Below are 14,118 nucleotides of genomic sequence, written 5' to 3' on the forward strand. Positions count from 1 at the left end.
CGCCGCAGGTCAGGGCGCACACGGCCCCCGCCGGACCCCACCCGAACATGTGGAAAGCGTGCCGGGGGCAACCTCTCACGAGTTCGAATCCCCTGTCCTCCGCCCCGGCTATCAGGCGTTGGTGATGCGCAGGATGCCGGTGATGGTGCCGTGGTGGATCACGCCGCCGGGAAGGGGCCGTCCCACGGAGCCGGGAAAGCGACACCCTCGGCCGCCCTGCGTCACCCCCGGCCGGGAACCGGCACGGGTAGGCCCGGCACGGAACGACGTCCGCGGTACGGACCGGAAACGGTCGGCGACGAGGCGGCGGCAGCGAGGGCCGCGAGAAGGGAAACGGCCGCCGCCTGCGGGCGGGCGGGTTACGTCAGCGACACAACGCGCTGGACTGCCGACAGCAGTCGACGTGGCGACGGATCACCAGCAGGACGGGTGCGTAACCGCCGCCTGCCACAACTGTCATGGACATGGATTCCAGGGCCCAAGTCACCCTGAAAAAGCACCGTTCCACATCTCGGACGGTGTACGGGAAACAGGATCCGGTCCACAGGCTCCGGCACGCGGCGTGGATGCCGCCGGACGGCCGTGTGCCATGATCGGCGGGAATTCGGCCGGTCTGCTCGTCCTCGGCCGCACCGACGCGTCAACAAGGGCTTGGCCCTCACGAGGAGATCCGGCTGACGGATGGACTGGCTGGAGCGCACCCGGAAGTTGCGGCAGTGGACCCGGAGCGGGGCCCGGGCACCGCACAAGCCGTTGCTGGTGCTCTACGCGCTCGCGCGGTTCCAGCGGGATGCCGCCGATGAGCTGCGCTACAGCTCCGTGGAGGCGGACCTGAAGCGGCTGCTCGACGCGTACGGGCCGGGGCGCCCGACGACGCCCGCGTACCCGTTCCACCACCTCGTGAGCGACGGGGTGTGGGAGGTGCGCACCGACCACGGGGCGGGGAGCCCCGGCAGCGGCGTACGGGAGCTGCGGGCGACGGGGGCGACCGGGCGGCTGGTACCGGAGTTGCGGGACGCGTTGCGGCGGGAGCCCTCGTTGCTCGGGCGGATGGCCCGGATGCTCCTCGACCTCAACTTCCCGCCCTCCCTGCACGAGGAGCTGTGCGAGGCGGTCGGGCTGGAACTCCAGCCGGCCGGGATCGCGGGGGCGGGCCCGGCCGGGCGCCGGGGGCGCGATCCGCGGATGCGCGAGAGGGTGCTGACGGCGTACGAGTACCGGTGCGCGTTCTGCGGGTACGACGGCCGGATCGGCCCGGTGTCCGTCGGGCTCGAGGCCGCGCATGTGCGGTGGTGGGCGTTCGACGGGCCGGACGTCGTCGAGAACGGGCTCTGCCTCTGCTCCCTGCACCACAAGTTGTTCGACAAGGGCGTCCTCGGCCTCGGCGCCGACGACCGCATCCTGGTCTCGCAGAGCTTCGTCGGCCACAGCGCGGCGGCCGGCGCGCACGTCATAGCGCTCGCCGGCCGGCCGCTGATCGGGCCGCAGCGCTCCGCCGACCCGGTGGCCCCGGTCCACCGCGAGTGGCACGCGCGCGAGGTGTTCCGCGGCGTACCGCGCGCGGCGGCCGGCTGAGGGGCCCTCTACGCCTCCGGCGTCCCGTCCGCCGCGATCCTTCGGAAGCCCAGGTACGGGGTCAGGGCCTCGGGCAGGACGAGGGAGCCGTCCTCCTGCTGGCACTGTTCGAGGAGGGCGGCCAGGGTGCGGCCGATGGGGAGGCCGGAGCCGTTGAGGGTGGCGACGAGCTTGGGCTTGCCGTTCTCGTCGCGGGTGCGGATGTGGGCGCGACGGGCCTGGAACGTACCGAAGTTGGAGACCGAGGAGATCTCGCGGTACGTGTTCTGGCTCGGGAACCAGACCTCGATGTCGTACGTGAGCTGCGCCGAGAAGCCCGTGTCGCCGGCGGCGAGCATGACGACGCGGTAGGCGAGGCCGAGCTCCTTCAGGCACGCCTCAGCGTGGCCGACCATCCGCTCCAGCTCCGCGTCGGCCTCCGCCGGGTCGACGATGCGGACCATCTCGACCTTGGAGAACTGGTGCTGGCGGATCAGGCCCCGGGTGTCCCGGCCGTACGAGCCCGCCTCGGACCGGAAGCACGGGGTTTGGGCGGTCAGCGCGACGGGAAGCTCGGCGGGCGGGATGATCTCGTCCGCGTACAGGTTGGTCAGCGGGACCTCGGCCGTCGGGATGAGGAACAGCTCGCGGTCGGCCACGCCGGTCTTGAACAGGTCCTCCTCGAACTTCGGGAGCTGTCCGGTGCCGGTCATGGTCTTACGGGTGACCAGGTACGGGACCGCGTGCTCGACGTAGCCGTGGCGGCGCGTGTGCAGGTCGAGGAAGAGGGTCGCCAGGGCGCGTTCCAGGGCCGCGCCCGCGCCGCGCGTGACCGCGAAGCGGGGGCCCGAGAGCTTGGTCGCCCGGGCGAAGTCGAGGATGCCCGTCGCCTCGCCGAGGTCGACGTGGTCCTTCGGCTCGAAGGAGAACACCGGCGGCGTGCCCACGCGCCTGACCTCGACCGCGTCCGCGTCGCTGTCGCCGTCCGGGGCCTCGTCGGCCGGGAGGTTCGGGATGCTGAGGAGGAGGTCGCGCAACTGCTCCTGGATCTGCTCCTGGCCCGCGTCGATGTCCCGGATCTCGTCCTTCAGCTCACGGGCCCGCTCCTTCAGCTTGGTGATGTCACCGCCCTGACGTGCCGTCTGCTGGACCTCGCTCGCCACCCGCTTGGACTCCGCCCGCAGCTCGTCGGCCGAGCGGATGTTCTGGTTGCGCCGGGACTGGAGGTCCTCCAGCGCGGGCAGGTCCAGCGTGTAACCGCGTCGAGCGAGCCGGCGTACCGCTTCGGCACCCATGTCGATCAGGGCGCGGGCATCATGCATGAGGGAGATCCTTCTGGTCCGGCGAACGGGTCGGTGCGTTGTGGAACCGACGGTAGCAATCAGCGCACCGCGCGCGACCCGCAATATCGGCGGGGCCGGCCCCTCGGCCCCGCGCGGACCGCAATCGGACTTCACGGTTCCTTCACCTTTGGTCCATACGGGCGATACGGTTCTCCCGTGTGCGGCGAGTTGCGCTGTGTCACGGAAGAACCTGCTGCCGCCGCCAGGGCTCGACCCGACGCGGCCGCGCGTCTGGGGGACTGCATGCGTGAGATGACCAAGGGTGCCAACGTCGGGCTGGCGGACCTCAGCGACGATGCCGGCACGGTCATCGCGAGTCTGAGCTGGAGCAGCACCGCCGGGGACGGTGACGCGGACGTGTCCGTGCTCCTGCTGGACGCGGGCGGCAAGGTCCGCGGTGACGCCGACTTCTTCTACTACAACAACCCTGCCGCGGCCGACGGCAGCGTGCAGCTGCTCGGCAAGACGCCGACGGACGGTGGCAGCGAGGACCGCATCAGCCTCGACCTGACCGCCGTCCCCGAGGACGTCGAGCGCCTGGTCGTCGCCGCGAGCCGGTACGGCGGCTCCCGCTTCGGCGATCTGGACGACCTGCGGATGACCGTCGCCGACCGGTCCGGCGAGGTGCTGCTCGGGTTCTCGATCGGCGACGCGTCCGTGGAGAGCGCCTTCATCTTCGGCGAGCTCTACCGGCGCGGTACGGAATGGAAGTACCGCGCCATCGGCCAGGGTTACGAGACCGGGCTCGCCGGACTCGCCACCGACTTCGGCATCGATGTGGACGACGAGGGGGAGAACGAGACCGCCGACGGGGTTGCGGAGCCGGTCGACGGGGAAGGCGCCGCGTCCGCCGTCGAGTCCGCCGGTCCTTCTCAGCCGCTCCCCGCGCTTCCCGCGCAGCCGGGCCCGCGCAGCCCGGCGGCCGAAGCGCAGCCGGCCGCGTCCGCCCCCGCGCCCAAGCGGCCCCGTGCCCGAACGGCGAAGAAGAAGGTGACCCTGCCCGCCGTCGCCACGAAGTCGCTCGCCGAGAACGACTCCTGGCGGGCCGCACGGCTCTTCCCCGCCTCGAACCTCAAGAGCGACAAGGAGCGCGAGGTCAGGGCGACCTCCGTGCTGCTGTCCGTGATGGCGCAGGTGCCGGAGTTCGGGCGCCGGCTCACCGCCGCCTTCGGGGCCCCGGCCGGGCGCATGCAGACCTTCACCGAGGTCTCCCTCCCGCACGGCGAGACCCCGAAGCGTCCCGACGGGGTGATCCGGGTCGAGCGGGCGGGGAAGCTGTGGACCGCGCTCGTGGAGACGAAGACCAACGGGAACGCGCTGAAGTCGGAGCAGGTCCAGAACTACATGGACATCGCCGCCCGCCGCGGCTACGAGGCGGTGATCACGCTCTCCAACGACGTGGCGCTGGAGGGCAGCCCGCTGGTCGAGGTCAAGACGGACGGGCGGCGCAAGCACAAGGTGGCCCTGTGGCACCTGTCCTGGGCGGAGGTGGCGCACCAGGCCCAGATGCTCATCCGGCACGAGGGCGTGGGCAACGCCGCCCACGCGTGGCTCCTCCAGGAGCTGCTGCACTACCTCCAGCACGAGAACTCCGGCTGCCACGGATTCCAGAACATGGGCCCCTCGTGGGTGCCCGTGCGCAACGGCATCGACGAGGAGACGCTCAGCCAGGGCGACCCGCGTGCCGTCGAGGTCGTGGAGAGCTGGGAACGGCTCATCCGCCAGGTCTGCCTGCGGATCGGCGGCGAGCTGGGGCAGAAGGCCCTGCCCGTCCAGCGCACCCAGCGCGGCACCACCGCCCTCTCCCGGCGCGCGGCGCACGCCGACCGGCTCTGCGAGGAGGGGCGGCTCGCCGCCGAACTGCGGGTGGACGGATCGCCCGGCACCATCGGGATCGTCGCCGACCTGCGGACCGGGAAGCTGCGCACCTCCGTGGAGATCCCGGTGCCGGAGGGGGCCTACCCGCTGACGTCGGCCAAGCGCCTGATGCGGCAGCTCGCCGAGGCACCCGCCGATCTGCACGTCGAAACGCTGGTCGAGGGGCAGAGCGGCCCGCGCGGCACCCTGGAACGCCTCCGTCCGGAGCCGGGCGACGTACTTCCCCGCGACGGCGGCCGGATCACGGGATTCCGGCTCTCCCTCTTCAAGAGCATGGGCGCCACACGGGGCAACGCGGAGACCGGGTTCATCCGCAGCGTCGACAACGCCGTGGACCGCTTCCACTCGCACGTGATCGCCCACCTCGCGCAGGCCGAGCGCCGCACCCGCCGCACCACGCCCCCGGAGCCGGGAGACGCCCCGGTCCCGGCGCCCGTGGGGGCCTGAGCCGGGCCCCGCTGACCGGCAAACGGCTGCAAACCGCTCGGTCGGCGGTGGTTGTGCTGGCCGTCGCCCCCGGCGCTCGCCATGATGCCGCCCATGACCAAGAGCCACGATGGCCGAGACATCACCCTCCGGATCGCCCAGGAGCCGGCGGCGGACGAGCTTCTCGCACGCAGTCCGCTCGCCGCCCTGGTGGGCATGCTGCTCGACCAGCAGGTGCCCATGGAGTGGGCCTTCGCGGGCCCGTACGCCCTGGCGCGGCGCATGGGCAAGGACGATCTGGACGCCCATGAGATCGCCGCGTACGACCCGGAGGCGTTCACCGGACTGTTCACCGCCAAACCCGCGCTGCACCGCTATCCGGGCTCGATGGCGAAGCGTGTGCAGCAGCTGTGCCAGTTCCTGGTGGCGCAGTACGACGGCGAGGCGGGCGCCGTGTGGAGCGATGCCACGACCGGGGCGGAGCTGCGACGGCGGCTCAACGCCCTGCCCGGATTCGGAACGCAGAAGGCGCAGATCTTCCTCGCCCTCCTCGGCAAGCAGTTCGGGGTCCGGCCGCCGGGCTGGCGCGAGGCGGCGGGGCCGTACGGGGAGGAGGGCTCGCACCGGTCCGTCGCGGACATCACCGGCCCGGATTCACTGGCCGAGGTGCGCGCGTTCAAGCAGGAGGCCAAGCAGGCGGCGAAGGCCGCGAAAGCCGCGGCGAAGGGCAAGTGAGCCTTCTCGTACGCGGCATGGTGGCGATCGTGGCTGCGCCCGGTGGCCCTTGACCGGTAGGCTTTCCGTGTGATCTTCAAGCGCATCGGAAATGGGAAGCCTTATCCCGACCACGGCCGGGAAAGCACCCGGCAGTGGGCGGACGTCGCGCCGCGCCCGGTCCGCCTCGACCAGCTCGTCACCACCAAGGGCCAGCTGGACCTCGAAACCCTGCTCGCCGAGGACTCCACGTTCTACGGCGACCTGTTCGCGCACGTCGTGAAGTGGCAGGGCGATCTCTACCTGGAGGACGGGCTGCACCGCGCGGTCCGTGCCGCGCTCCAGCAGCGCCAGGTGCTGCACGCCCGCGTGCTCGAACTCGGCTGACGCCTCGGAGCCCGTACGGGGTTCGTTCGGGTGTTTTCCCACCCGGACGGGTGCGATCCATTGATCATTTAGTAGGCATCATCACCGGGTCGCACTACGCTGCGCCCATGAGCATGCTCACTCCCCCCGGCATGGGCGGAAAATACCGCATCACGGGTGACAAGTACCCCCGCATGCGCCGTCCCCGCCGCCGTAGCAAAGTGGTCCTCGCGGCCATCGCCTCCGTGGTCGCCCTCGGGCTGGCCGGATGGGGCACGCTGCAGCTCATCGATGTCTTCACGGGCGGCGACAAGACAGCCAGCGCCGCCGACCGGACCGAGCGCTGCCCGTCCCCCAAGGCGTCGACACCCGCGAAGGTGCTGCCGCAGCCCGCGAAGATCACGGTCAACGTCTACAACGCGACCACGCGCGGCGGTCTCGCGAAGTCCGCCGCCGACGAGCTGAAGAAGCGCGGGTTCAAGATCGGCGAGGTGGGGAACGCCGCCGCCGCGTACGACAAGAAGGTGCCGGGTACGGGCATCCTGCTCGGCGCCCCGGCCGCCGCCGACGGCTCTTTCCCGGTGCTGGGCGCCCAGCTGCCCGGGGCCACGACGAAGACCGACGCCCGCAAGAACGGCGAGGTCGATCTGATCATCGGCAAGAAGTTCACGGCGTTCAGCAAGCCGCAGACGGTCGCCGCCGCGCTGTCCGCGCTGACGAAGCCCGCCCCGGCGCCCTCCTCCTGCTGACTGCGGAGGACGGCACCGGGGCGGAGGGCGGCCGGTGGGAAGTGCCTAGTCCACGGTGCCGTACATGCGGTCGCCCGCGTCGCCGAGGCCCGGGACGATGTAGCCGCTCTCGTTGAGCCGTTCGTCGACCGAGGCGGTGACGACGGTGACCGGCGTGCCGGCGAGCTCGCGCTCCATGACCTCGACGCCCTCGGGGGCGGCCAGGAGCACGACCGCGGTGACGTCGTCGGCGCCGCGCCTGATCAGCTCCTGGATGGCCGCGACGAGCGTGCCGCCGGTGGCCAGCATCGGGTCGAGCACATAGACCTGGCGGCCCGAGAGGTCGTCGGGCATCCGGCTCGCGTACGTGGACGCCTTGAGCGTCTCCTCGTCGCGGATCATGCCCAGGAAGCCCACCTCGGCGGTCGGCAGCAGCCGGACCATGCCGTCGAGCATGCCGAGACCGGCCCGCAGGATCGGGACGACCAGGGGGCGGGGGTGCGACAGCTTCACGCCGGTGGTGGGTGTCACCGGGGTCTCGATGTCGACCTGTTCGGTGCGCACATCGCGGGTCGCCTCGTACGCGAGCAGGGTCACCAGCTCGTCGGCGAGGCGCCGGAAGGTCGGGGAGTCGGTGCGCTTGTCGCGCAGGGTGGTGAGTTTGTGCGCGACCAGCGGGTGGTCGACGACGTGGATCCGCATGACTCCCAGCGTAGCCGCGCCTCCCGCACCCGTGCGCTGGCATCATCCACACGTTCGGGGGGAAGGTGGTGGCATACGGACCCAGCGACGCAGCCAGCCTTGGGGGTGAAGAGCCGATGGCCGACGGGGCACGGAGCGCCGAGAACCCCGGGAACGCGCGGACTTCCCGAAGCACACCGGACACCCCCGACGCACCGGACTCCCCCGGCGCACCTGAGACCGACGCACAGCGCCGACGGCGGCGCGCCCAGTTCCTCCGTGAGCTCCACGAGGCGAAGGCGCTGCGCGACCGGGTCCAGCCCCGGCGGGTCAAAGCCGCCCGAATGCGCCAGGCCATGCGGATGCGTACGTTCCGCTGGTAGCCCCTCCGGCCTGCGGAAAAGCCGCTGGTGACGGCGGTGGAGAGAACTGATGGCCGACTCAACCGCCGAACTGCTCTCGCGAAGCGCCGGTTTCTGTCACGATGCCGAATGGGCGGGACGCAGGGCAGCCGGAGCACCGGCTGCTCCCCGCCCGGACCGGCCCTTGGCCCCGAGACCAGTGGGAGAGTCACGGTGTACTTCGCCGCACTGCTCGCGCGCACCGAAGACGGGTGGGAAGCGAGCGACACGGAGCTCGACGATGTGGAGACCCTGTCCGACCTGACGGATCTGGCCCGTGAAGCCTCGGTTGACGAGGACACGGTGCTCGTATTCATCGAGCAGGAGGACGCCTGGTTCGGCGTCGTCCGGGTGGACGGTGAGGAGGACCCCCGGATCTACGTCTCGGACGCCTCCGCCGCCGCCCGCTCCTCGTACGGGGAGATCCTGCTCACCGACGAACTGCTCGGCCGCGAACCAGGGGCCGAGGACACGATCGCCGCCCTGGAGGAGCTCGTCGGCCTCGACGGCACCGAGGACGGCGAACCCGAGACCACCGCCAACGACGACGATGACGACGACGGGCCCTCCGCGGGCGTCGTCCCGGCCGGCCCGATCGGTGACTCCGGGGTCCTGTCCGACCTCGGGCTCCCCGAGGCCGAGCTGCTGATGCTGCGGACGGACGCCCTGGCCGAGATCGCGGACGCGCTGGGGGCGGCCGAGGTCCTGGAGACCGTCCGCTAGGGTCCGCGGGTGACCGAAGCATCCCGTCCGCACACCCCGGCCCCGCCCGATCCCGTACGGGACCCGTGGCGGGCGGCGATGCGGCGCGCCCTGGCCGAGGCCGGCCGTGCGGCGGCGACCGGTGACGTACCGGTCGGCGCCGTCGTCCTCGGCCCGGACGGGGCGCCGCTGGCCGCCGGGCACAACGAACGCGAGGCGACCGGCGACCCGACCGCGCACGCCGAGGTCCTGGCGCTGCGCCGGGCCGCCGCAGCGCTCGGCGAGTGGCGCCTGTCCGGCTGCACCCTGGTGGTCACCCTGGAGCCCTGCACGATGTGCGCGGGCGCCCTGGTGCAGGCCCGGGTGGACCGGGTGGTCTACGGCGCCCGGGACGAGAAGGCCGGTGCCGCCGGTTCGCTCTGGGACGTCGTGCGCGACCGCCGCCTCAACCACCGCCCCGAGGTGGTCGCCGGGGTCCTGGAGGCCGAGTGCGCGGCCCCGCTGACGGCCTTCTTCCGGGACCGCTGACCTGCCGGGGCCGGGGCACGCGCCGCCGCCCGGAAACGGATTTCGACGTACGGCCAACATGGTCTAAGCTCTCTCTCGGTAGCGTGTCCGAGCGGCCGAAGGAGCTCGCCTCGAAAGCGAGTGTGGGGAAACTCACCGAGGGTTCAAATCCCTCCGCTACCGCCAGCGAGAACCGCCCCCGAACCGTGCGAACGGATCGGGGGCGGTTTCGCGTTGTGCCCGCGCCCGGTGCCGGTTGGTCTCCGGGCGCCGCGCTGGGGGATCATGCCGGGGGCGGCGGGACGCCCGCCGGGGCCGGCCACCGCCGGCCGGGCAGCCGACAGAAGAAAGCACTGGCCGTTATGCAGATCGTGCGGGGCAAGAAGCTCGAAAAGGCCGCCGAGGGCGAATTCGAGCGGCTGGTCCAGGAGAGTTCCCGGGTCGTCGTCGATGTCGGCACGGGGGACGCCCGGGCGTCCTATCGCATCGCCAAGGAGAATCCGGACTGGCTGGTCGTGGGCGTGGACCCGGCCTGGCAGCGGATGACGCAGACGAGCATTCGCAGCCGCCGCAAGCCCGCCAAGGGCGGTGTGCCCAATCTGCTGCTCGTGAACGCGTCGATCGAGAATGCCCCGGAGGAACTGCTGGGGGCCGCCGACGCCTTGCTGGTCCTGATGCCGTGGGGGAAATTGCTCCACGGTCTCGTGCGCGGCGACGAGGACATCTGGGGCGGGCTTCGGACCGTCGCCAAGCCGAATGCGCCGCTCACCGCGACGGTCGGCACCAGCATTTGGCGGGAGCCCGTACCGCGGGACATCCAGGGCCTTCCGGAGCTGACCCCTCCGTACGTCGAAGAGGTGCTCACCGGAAAGGCGCTCGCCGCCGGCTGGAAGGTCACCGGTTTCCAGCTCACGAAGGCCGACGAGGCCGCCGCCGTCTCCTCGTCGTGGGCCCGCAGGCTGGACTCCGACAGCACCGAGGTCATCGCCACCCTGACAGCGGTCACGGCCGGTCCCGAGGAGTGAGGCCCGACGGGTCAGCCCGTCGGGAACTGCCTGCAGTACTCGTACATGGCCATGGCGCCGGCCGTGGCGACGTTGTAGCTGTGCGGGGAGCCCCAGACCGGGATCTCCACGCACTCGTCCACGCACGCGAGCTCGTCCTCCTTGAGGCCGGTCCGCTCGTTTCCGAGGACGATGACCGACTTACGGGGGAAGCTGATCTCGTGCAGGCTCTTCGCATTGGTGGCCTGTTCGAGCGCGATGATGGTGTAACCGTCCTCGCGCATCTTCTTCAGCACCGGCGGAAGGCTCCGGCGCATTTCGATCTCGACGTTCTCGGCACCATCGCGCGCGATCTTCGGGTCGAGTTTCACATTGCCACAGGCGATGATCCGCTCGACTCCGCAGCACCCCGCCGTACGCACCACGCTGGACAGATTCACGCGGCTGCGAAACGCCGAGCACGCGATGACGAGCTCGCGGTTACGGAGCAGAGGGGTGCCCGGCTTATGGCGGAGGTGTTCGAACATGCCGGGAAGTCTACTGGGCCCCCGCCGGACCACTCCGCGCCTGCGGGCGCGGACTACGATGACCGGTCCGGACAACGCACCTAGGCCCTGGAGAAGGCAATGAAGATCCACGCCCGGGGCCACGGACACATCCGCGCGACCCACGCCAAGACGCTGGAGTTCACCGGCGAGCAGGAGATCACGCCCCGGGCGACCTGCGTCGTAGGGGTGGGCGCCGCCTTCGATCAGGAGGGTCTGGCCCTCCTGCGCGGCCCCGTCGCCGTCCGCCTCGCGGCCGGGCCCCATGTCGCGACCGGCACCGCCGTGGTCAACCCGCACCACGAGGTGACCGACCGCCTGGTGCTCCGGCGCAGCGATCACGCCTCACCGGACACCTTCGCCTTCCGCAGCACCCTGGTGGCGAGCGACCTCGACCCGGACTTCGTGGCAGCGCTGGGAGACCCGTCCGCCGAGGTGACCCTGACGGTCACCGAGACCGGGCCGCGCCGGCCGCTGGTCCTCGTCCACCGCCGCGGCCTGCCGGACCCTGAGGGCCGCCCGGGGCTCCTGTGGCGCTCCGCGGACGCCTCGGTCGACCTGGACGCGGCCCGTGTCCCCGACGGGGCGCGCGCGGCCCTCGCGGACGGCGGGGTGATCGCCGCGTCCGTCTCCGGCCCGCTGGAGGGCGTCTCGCAGGCGGCCGGGGCGTGGCTGGCCGACGCGGCAGGCCAGGGGGCCCGGTTCGAGGTGGCGGGCGACGCGGCCGGGACCGTGGCGGCGCTGCTCGCGGCGGGCCTGCCGGTCGCGCCGGTGGTCCACCTGGGCCGGACCGACCGCCGGGCGCTCACCGCCCCGCCGCACGCGGAGCTGCTGCGTACGGCACCGGCCCCCGTGGTGTTCCGGGCGCCCGCCGCCGACCTCGGCGCACTCGCGGAGGTGCTGGCCGGGTCCGCGGAGGACCGCCGGATCGCCGTGCCGGACGAGCATCCCGATCTCGGGCACGGGGTGAGGTGGCTGCCGCTCTCCGAGGCGGTGGCGGCCTTCACGGGCGAGGAGGAGGGCGTGTTCGTCCTCGCGCCCCCGCAGCGCGCCGCCTGGAACGTCGACCTGCGGCCCCTGGTGCCGCTGCTGGTGGAGCAGGGGGTCACCGCGCGCACCCTGAGCACGGTGCTCCGCCCGTTCGGGATCAGCCGGCGGGACCTGTACGACGCGCTGGGCGATGCGCCGGCTTCCCGGAGCAAGGGCTCGCGAAACGAGGAGCGCGGCGGGAAGAAGTAGGGGAGGGGGAAGCGGCATCGGGGGGATGTGCCGCTTCCCCCGGTCACGGGGCCTGCCGCTCCTTGCCGCGGTCGGGGGAGGCCACGGCATGGGTCCCCAGCAGGGATCCCGTTCCCGGCCCCTCGGAAACCGAGGGGCTCACCTTCCATCCTGCCTCGCCGGGCCCCGTTCGCGGGCGGACCAAGGGCCCTTGTGCGCGGGACGTTGGTCCCTGACCCCCCGTGGACGACAAGTGACGGAAACGGCAGGCAGATCCGCGCATGTGTGTGGATAGACTCGCCCGACCGCACAGGGGATCGAAACCGCAGGGGATCGAAGGGGAGTCAGGGGCTGATGGCGCAAGCGAGGAAGATAGCTCTCTACGTGATAGGCGTCTTCGTGCTCTACACGATCATCAACTCCCCCGCCCGGGCCGCGGACCTGGTGCAAGTAGGGTTCGAGGGCATCGCGGACGCCGCGCAGAGCGTCGGCGACTTCATGTCCGAGCTCGTCAACTAGGGGAACCACGTGATCCGCCATCTGGTCCTGTTCAAGCTGAACGACGGCGTCGAGCGGGACGACCCGAGGGTCGTCGCGGGTGCGGAGGCGTTCCGGGCGCTGGAGGGGACCGTCCCGGAGCTGGAGTTCTGGGAGTGCGCCTGGAACATCACCGACCGGCCGATCGCGTACGACTTCGCCATCAACTCCGCGGTCGCGGACGAGGCCGCGCTGAAGCGCTACCTCGAGCATCCCGACCATCAGGCGGCCGCCGGCCAGTGGCGCGCATTCGCCACCTGGGTGATCGCCGACTACCCGTTCTGACGCCTTCGGCCCTGCGAGCCCCTCACCGTGACGGTGAGGGGCTTTTCTTTGTCCAGGGCCCGCCGGACGCCCGGCGGCCGTTTCAAACCCGGGCGAGGTCAACACGGCGCCATGGGGTGCTTGCGCATAGTGGTCATGTCTTGTGATGCTATGACCGCTTTTGACGGATGGATCGACCGAAGTTGACCGCAAGCCGTAGTTGTCGACCGCGAAGGGGTGGCGTCATCGTGCCGGCCAGTACAGCGCCTCAAGTGCCTCCCCAGGCCCACCAGGCGGCACCGGCCGCCCCGCCCGCCGGGCCGTACGCCCCGCCGCCGGGCCAGGTGCAGACGACGGTCCACGAGACCCCCGACGAGACGGCCGCCCCCGCCCGCTCCCGGACCGCCGACACCAGGGCGCTCACCCAGGTGCTGTTCGGGCAGCTCAAGAACCTGGAGCAGGGCACCACGGAGCACGACCGGGTGCGCACCGCGCTGATCGAGGCCAACCTTCCGCTGGTGCGGTACGCCGCCGCGCGGTTCCGCAGCCGCAACGAGCCGATGGAGGACGTCGTCCAGGTCGGCACCATCGGGCTCATCAACGCGATCGACCGCTTCGACCCGGAACGTGGTGTGCAGTTCCCGACGTTCGCGATGCCCACCGTCGTCGGCGAGATCAAGCGGTACTTCCGGGACAACGTGCGCACCGTCCACGTCCCCCGCCGGCTGCACGAGCTCTGGGTGCAGGTCACCGGCGCCACCGAGGACCTGACGACCGCGCACGGCCGCTCGCCCACCACCGCGGAGATCGCCGACCGGCTGAAGATCTCCGAGGACGAGGTGCTGGCCTGCATCGAGGCCGGGCGCTCGTACCACGCGACCTCGCTGGAGGCCGCCCAGGAGGGCGACGGCCTCCCCGGCCTCCTCGACCGGCTCGGCTACGAGGACCCGGCCCTCGCGGGCGTCGAGCACCGGGACCTGGTCCGGCACCTCCTCGTACAACTGCCCGAACGGGAGCAGCGGATCCTGTTGCTGCGGTACTACAGCAACCTGACGCAGTCCCAGATCAGTGCCGAACTGGGGGTCTCCCAGATGCACGTGTCAAGGCTCCTGGCCCGGAGTTTCGCCAGACTCCGATCCGCAAACAGGATCGAGGCGTAACCGAAACGGGTAGACCGTTCCCGAGGCGTTTCCCCGGAGCCAAAAGCCTCACACCCCTTGTTAACTGCGCAGACTCCCCCTGGACTTGTC

At 71.5% G+C, this 14,118-nt stretch carries 16 protein-coding genes and 1 tRNA gene; 14 read left to right on the forward strand and 3 right to left on the reverse strand.

Going from position 1 to position 14,118, the window contains the following annotated elements; translation table 11 throughout:
* Positions 1 to 681 precede the first annotated feature (681 nt).
* On the forward strand, positions 682 to 1,575 hold the full coding sequence (locus ACN6LM_RS02945; RefSeq protein ID WP_445063683.1) for a phosphorothioated DNA-binding restriction endonuclease: 894 nt from the start codon (positions 682 to 684) through the stop codon (positions 1,573 to 1,575).
* Positions 1,576 to 1,583: 8 nt separating this feature from the next.
* Here ACN6LM_RS02945 and serS read toward each other — a convergent pair whose 3' ends face one another.
* Positions 1,584 to 2,876 (reverse strand): serine--tRNA ligase, encoded by a 1,293-nt coding sequence (gene serS / locus ACN6LM_RS02950; RefSeq protein WP_445063684.1) that lies wholly within the window; start codon positions 2,874 to 2,876, stop codon positions 1,584 to 1,586.
* 264 nt (positions 2,877 to 3,140) lie between these two features.
* On the opposite strand from serS, the gene ACN6LM_RS02955 reads away from it, so the two are divergent.
* The 4 genes from ACN6LM_RS02955 to ACN6LM_RS02970 all read left to right on the forward strand — a co-directional run bounded on the left by ACN6LM_RS02955 (position 3,141) and on the right by ACN6LM_RS02970 (position 7,030).
* Positions 3,141 to 5,222: a TerD family protein gene (locus ACN6LM_RS02955; RefSeq protein WP_445063685.1), complete on the forward strand. Its 2,082-nt coding sequence runs from the start codon at positions 3,141 to 3,143 to the stop codon at positions 5,220 to 5,222.
* Positions 5,223 to 5,315: 93 nt separating this feature from the next.
* Positions 5,316 to 5,936 carry an HhH-GPD-type base excision DNA repair protein gene (locus ACN6LM_RS02960; protein WP_445063686.1) on the forward strand — a complete coding sequence of 207 codons (621 nt, stop codon included), beginning with the start codon at positions 5,316 to 5,318 and terminating at the stop codon, positions 5,934 to 5,936.
* Between the two features lie 69 nt (positions 5,937 to 6,005).
* The gene (locus tag ACN6LM_RS02965; RefSeq protein WP_018101777.1) at positions 6,006 to 6,302 is read left to right on the forward strand and encodes a type II toxin-antitoxin system VapB family antitoxin; all 297 of its coding nucleotides are present in this window, start codon (positions 6,006 to 6,008) and stop codon (positions 6,300 to 6,302) included.
* Between the two features lie 131 nt (positions 6,303 to 6,433).
* Entirely contained in the window at positions 6,434 to 7,030 is a 597-nt protein-coding gene (locus ACN6LM_RS02970) for a LytR C-terminal domain-containing protein (RefSeq protein ID WP_445063767.1), read from the forward strand.
* Between the two features lie 45 nt (positions 7,031 to 7,075).
* Here ACN6LM_RS02970 and upp read toward each other — a convergent pair whose 3' ends face one another.
* Complete coding sequence (gene upp, locus ACN6LM_RS02975; protein WP_164399753.1) at positions 7,076 to 7,711, reverse strand: uracil phosphoribosyltransferase; 636 nt, start codon at positions 7,709 to 7,711, stop codon at positions 7,076 to 7,078.
* A 116-nt stretch (positions 7,712 to 7,827) separates the two neighbouring features.
* Here upp and ACN6LM_RS02980 point away from each other — a divergent pair, with 116 nt between their 5' ends.
* From ACN6LM_RS02980 to ACN6LM_RS03000, 5 genes are all read left to right on the forward strand, one after another.
* A complete protein-coding gene (locus ACN6LM_RS02980; RefSeq protein WP_445063687.1) occupies positions 7,828 to 8,073 on the forward strand; it encodes a hypothetical protein in 246 nt (81 codons plus the stop codon).
* Positions 8,074 to 8,265: 192 nt separating this feature from the next.
* The gene (locus ACN6LM_RS02985; protein WP_445063688.1) at positions 8,266 to 8,814 is read left to right on the forward strand and encodes a tRNA adenosine deaminase-associated protein; all 549 of its coding nucleotides are present in this window, start codon (positions 8,266 to 8,268) and stop codon (positions 8,812 to 8,814) included.
* A 9-nt stretch (positions 8,815 to 8,823) separates the two neighbouring features.
* Positions 8,824 to 9,321, forward strand: coding sequence for a tRNA adenosine(34) deaminase TadA (gene tadA / locus ACN6LM_RS02990; RefSeq protein WP_445063689.1), 498 nt, complete (start codon positions 8,824 to 8,826; stop codon positions 9,319 to 9,321).
* Positions 9,322 to 9,398: 77 nt separating this feature from the next.
* Positions 9,399 to 9,486 (forward strand) — tRNA-Ser (locus ACN6LM_RS02995).
* A 176-nt stretch (positions 9,487 to 9,662) separates the two neighbouring features.
* Positions 9,663 to 10,325 carry an rRNA methyltransferase gene (locus ACN6LM_RS03000; protein WP_445063690.1) on the forward strand — a complete coding sequence of 221 codons (663 nt, stop codon included), beginning with the start codon at positions 9,663 to 9,665 and terminating at the stop codon, positions 10,323 to 10,325.
* Between the two features lie 11 nt (positions 10,326 to 10,336).
* Here the strand turns inward: ACN6LM_RS03000 and ACN6LM_RS03005 are convergent, their stop codons facing one another.
* On the reverse strand, positions 10,337 to 10,831 hold the full coding sequence (locus ACN6LM_RS03005) for a TrmH family RNA methyltransferase (RefSeq protein WP_445063691.1): 495 nt from the start codon (positions 10,829 to 10,831) through the stop codon (positions 10,337 to 10,339).
* Positions 10,832 to 10,930: 99 nt separating this feature from the next.
* Between ACN6LM_RS03005 and ACN6LM_RS03010 the strand changes: the two genes are divergently transcribed.
* From ACN6LM_RS03010 to ACN6LM_RS03025, 4 genes are all read left to right on the forward strand, one after another.
* Complete coding sequence (locus tag ACN6LM_RS03010) at positions 10,931 to 12,088, forward strand: DUF371 domain-containing protein (protein WP_445063692.1); 1,158 nt, start codon at positions 10,931 to 10,933, stop codon at positions 12,086 to 12,088.
* Between the two features lie 333 nt (positions 12,089 to 12,421).
* Positions 12,422 to 12,586 (forward strand): hypothetical protein, encoded by a 165-nt coding sequence (locus ACN6LM_RS03015; RefSeq protein ID WP_203600732.1) that lies wholly within the window; start codon positions 12,422 to 12,424, stop codon positions 12,584 to 12,586.
* Between the two features lie 9 nt (positions 12,587 to 12,595).
* Complete coding sequence (locus ACN6LM_RS03020) at positions 12,596 to 12,889, forward strand: Dabb family protein (protein ID WP_164400049.1); 294 nt, start codon at positions 12,596 to 12,598, stop codon at positions 12,887 to 12,889.
* Positions 12,890 to 13,140: 251 nt separating this feature from the next.
* Positions 13,141 to 14,028 (forward strand): RNA polymerase sigma factor SigF, encoded by an 888-nt coding sequence (locus ACN6LM_RS03025; RefSeq protein ID WP_445063693.1) that lies wholly within the window; start codon positions 13,141 to 13,143, stop codon positions 14,026 to 14,028.
* Positions 14,029 to 14,118: the final 90 nt, after the last annotated feature.

Source organism: Streptomyces sp. SAS_281 (genome assembly GCF_052542855.1).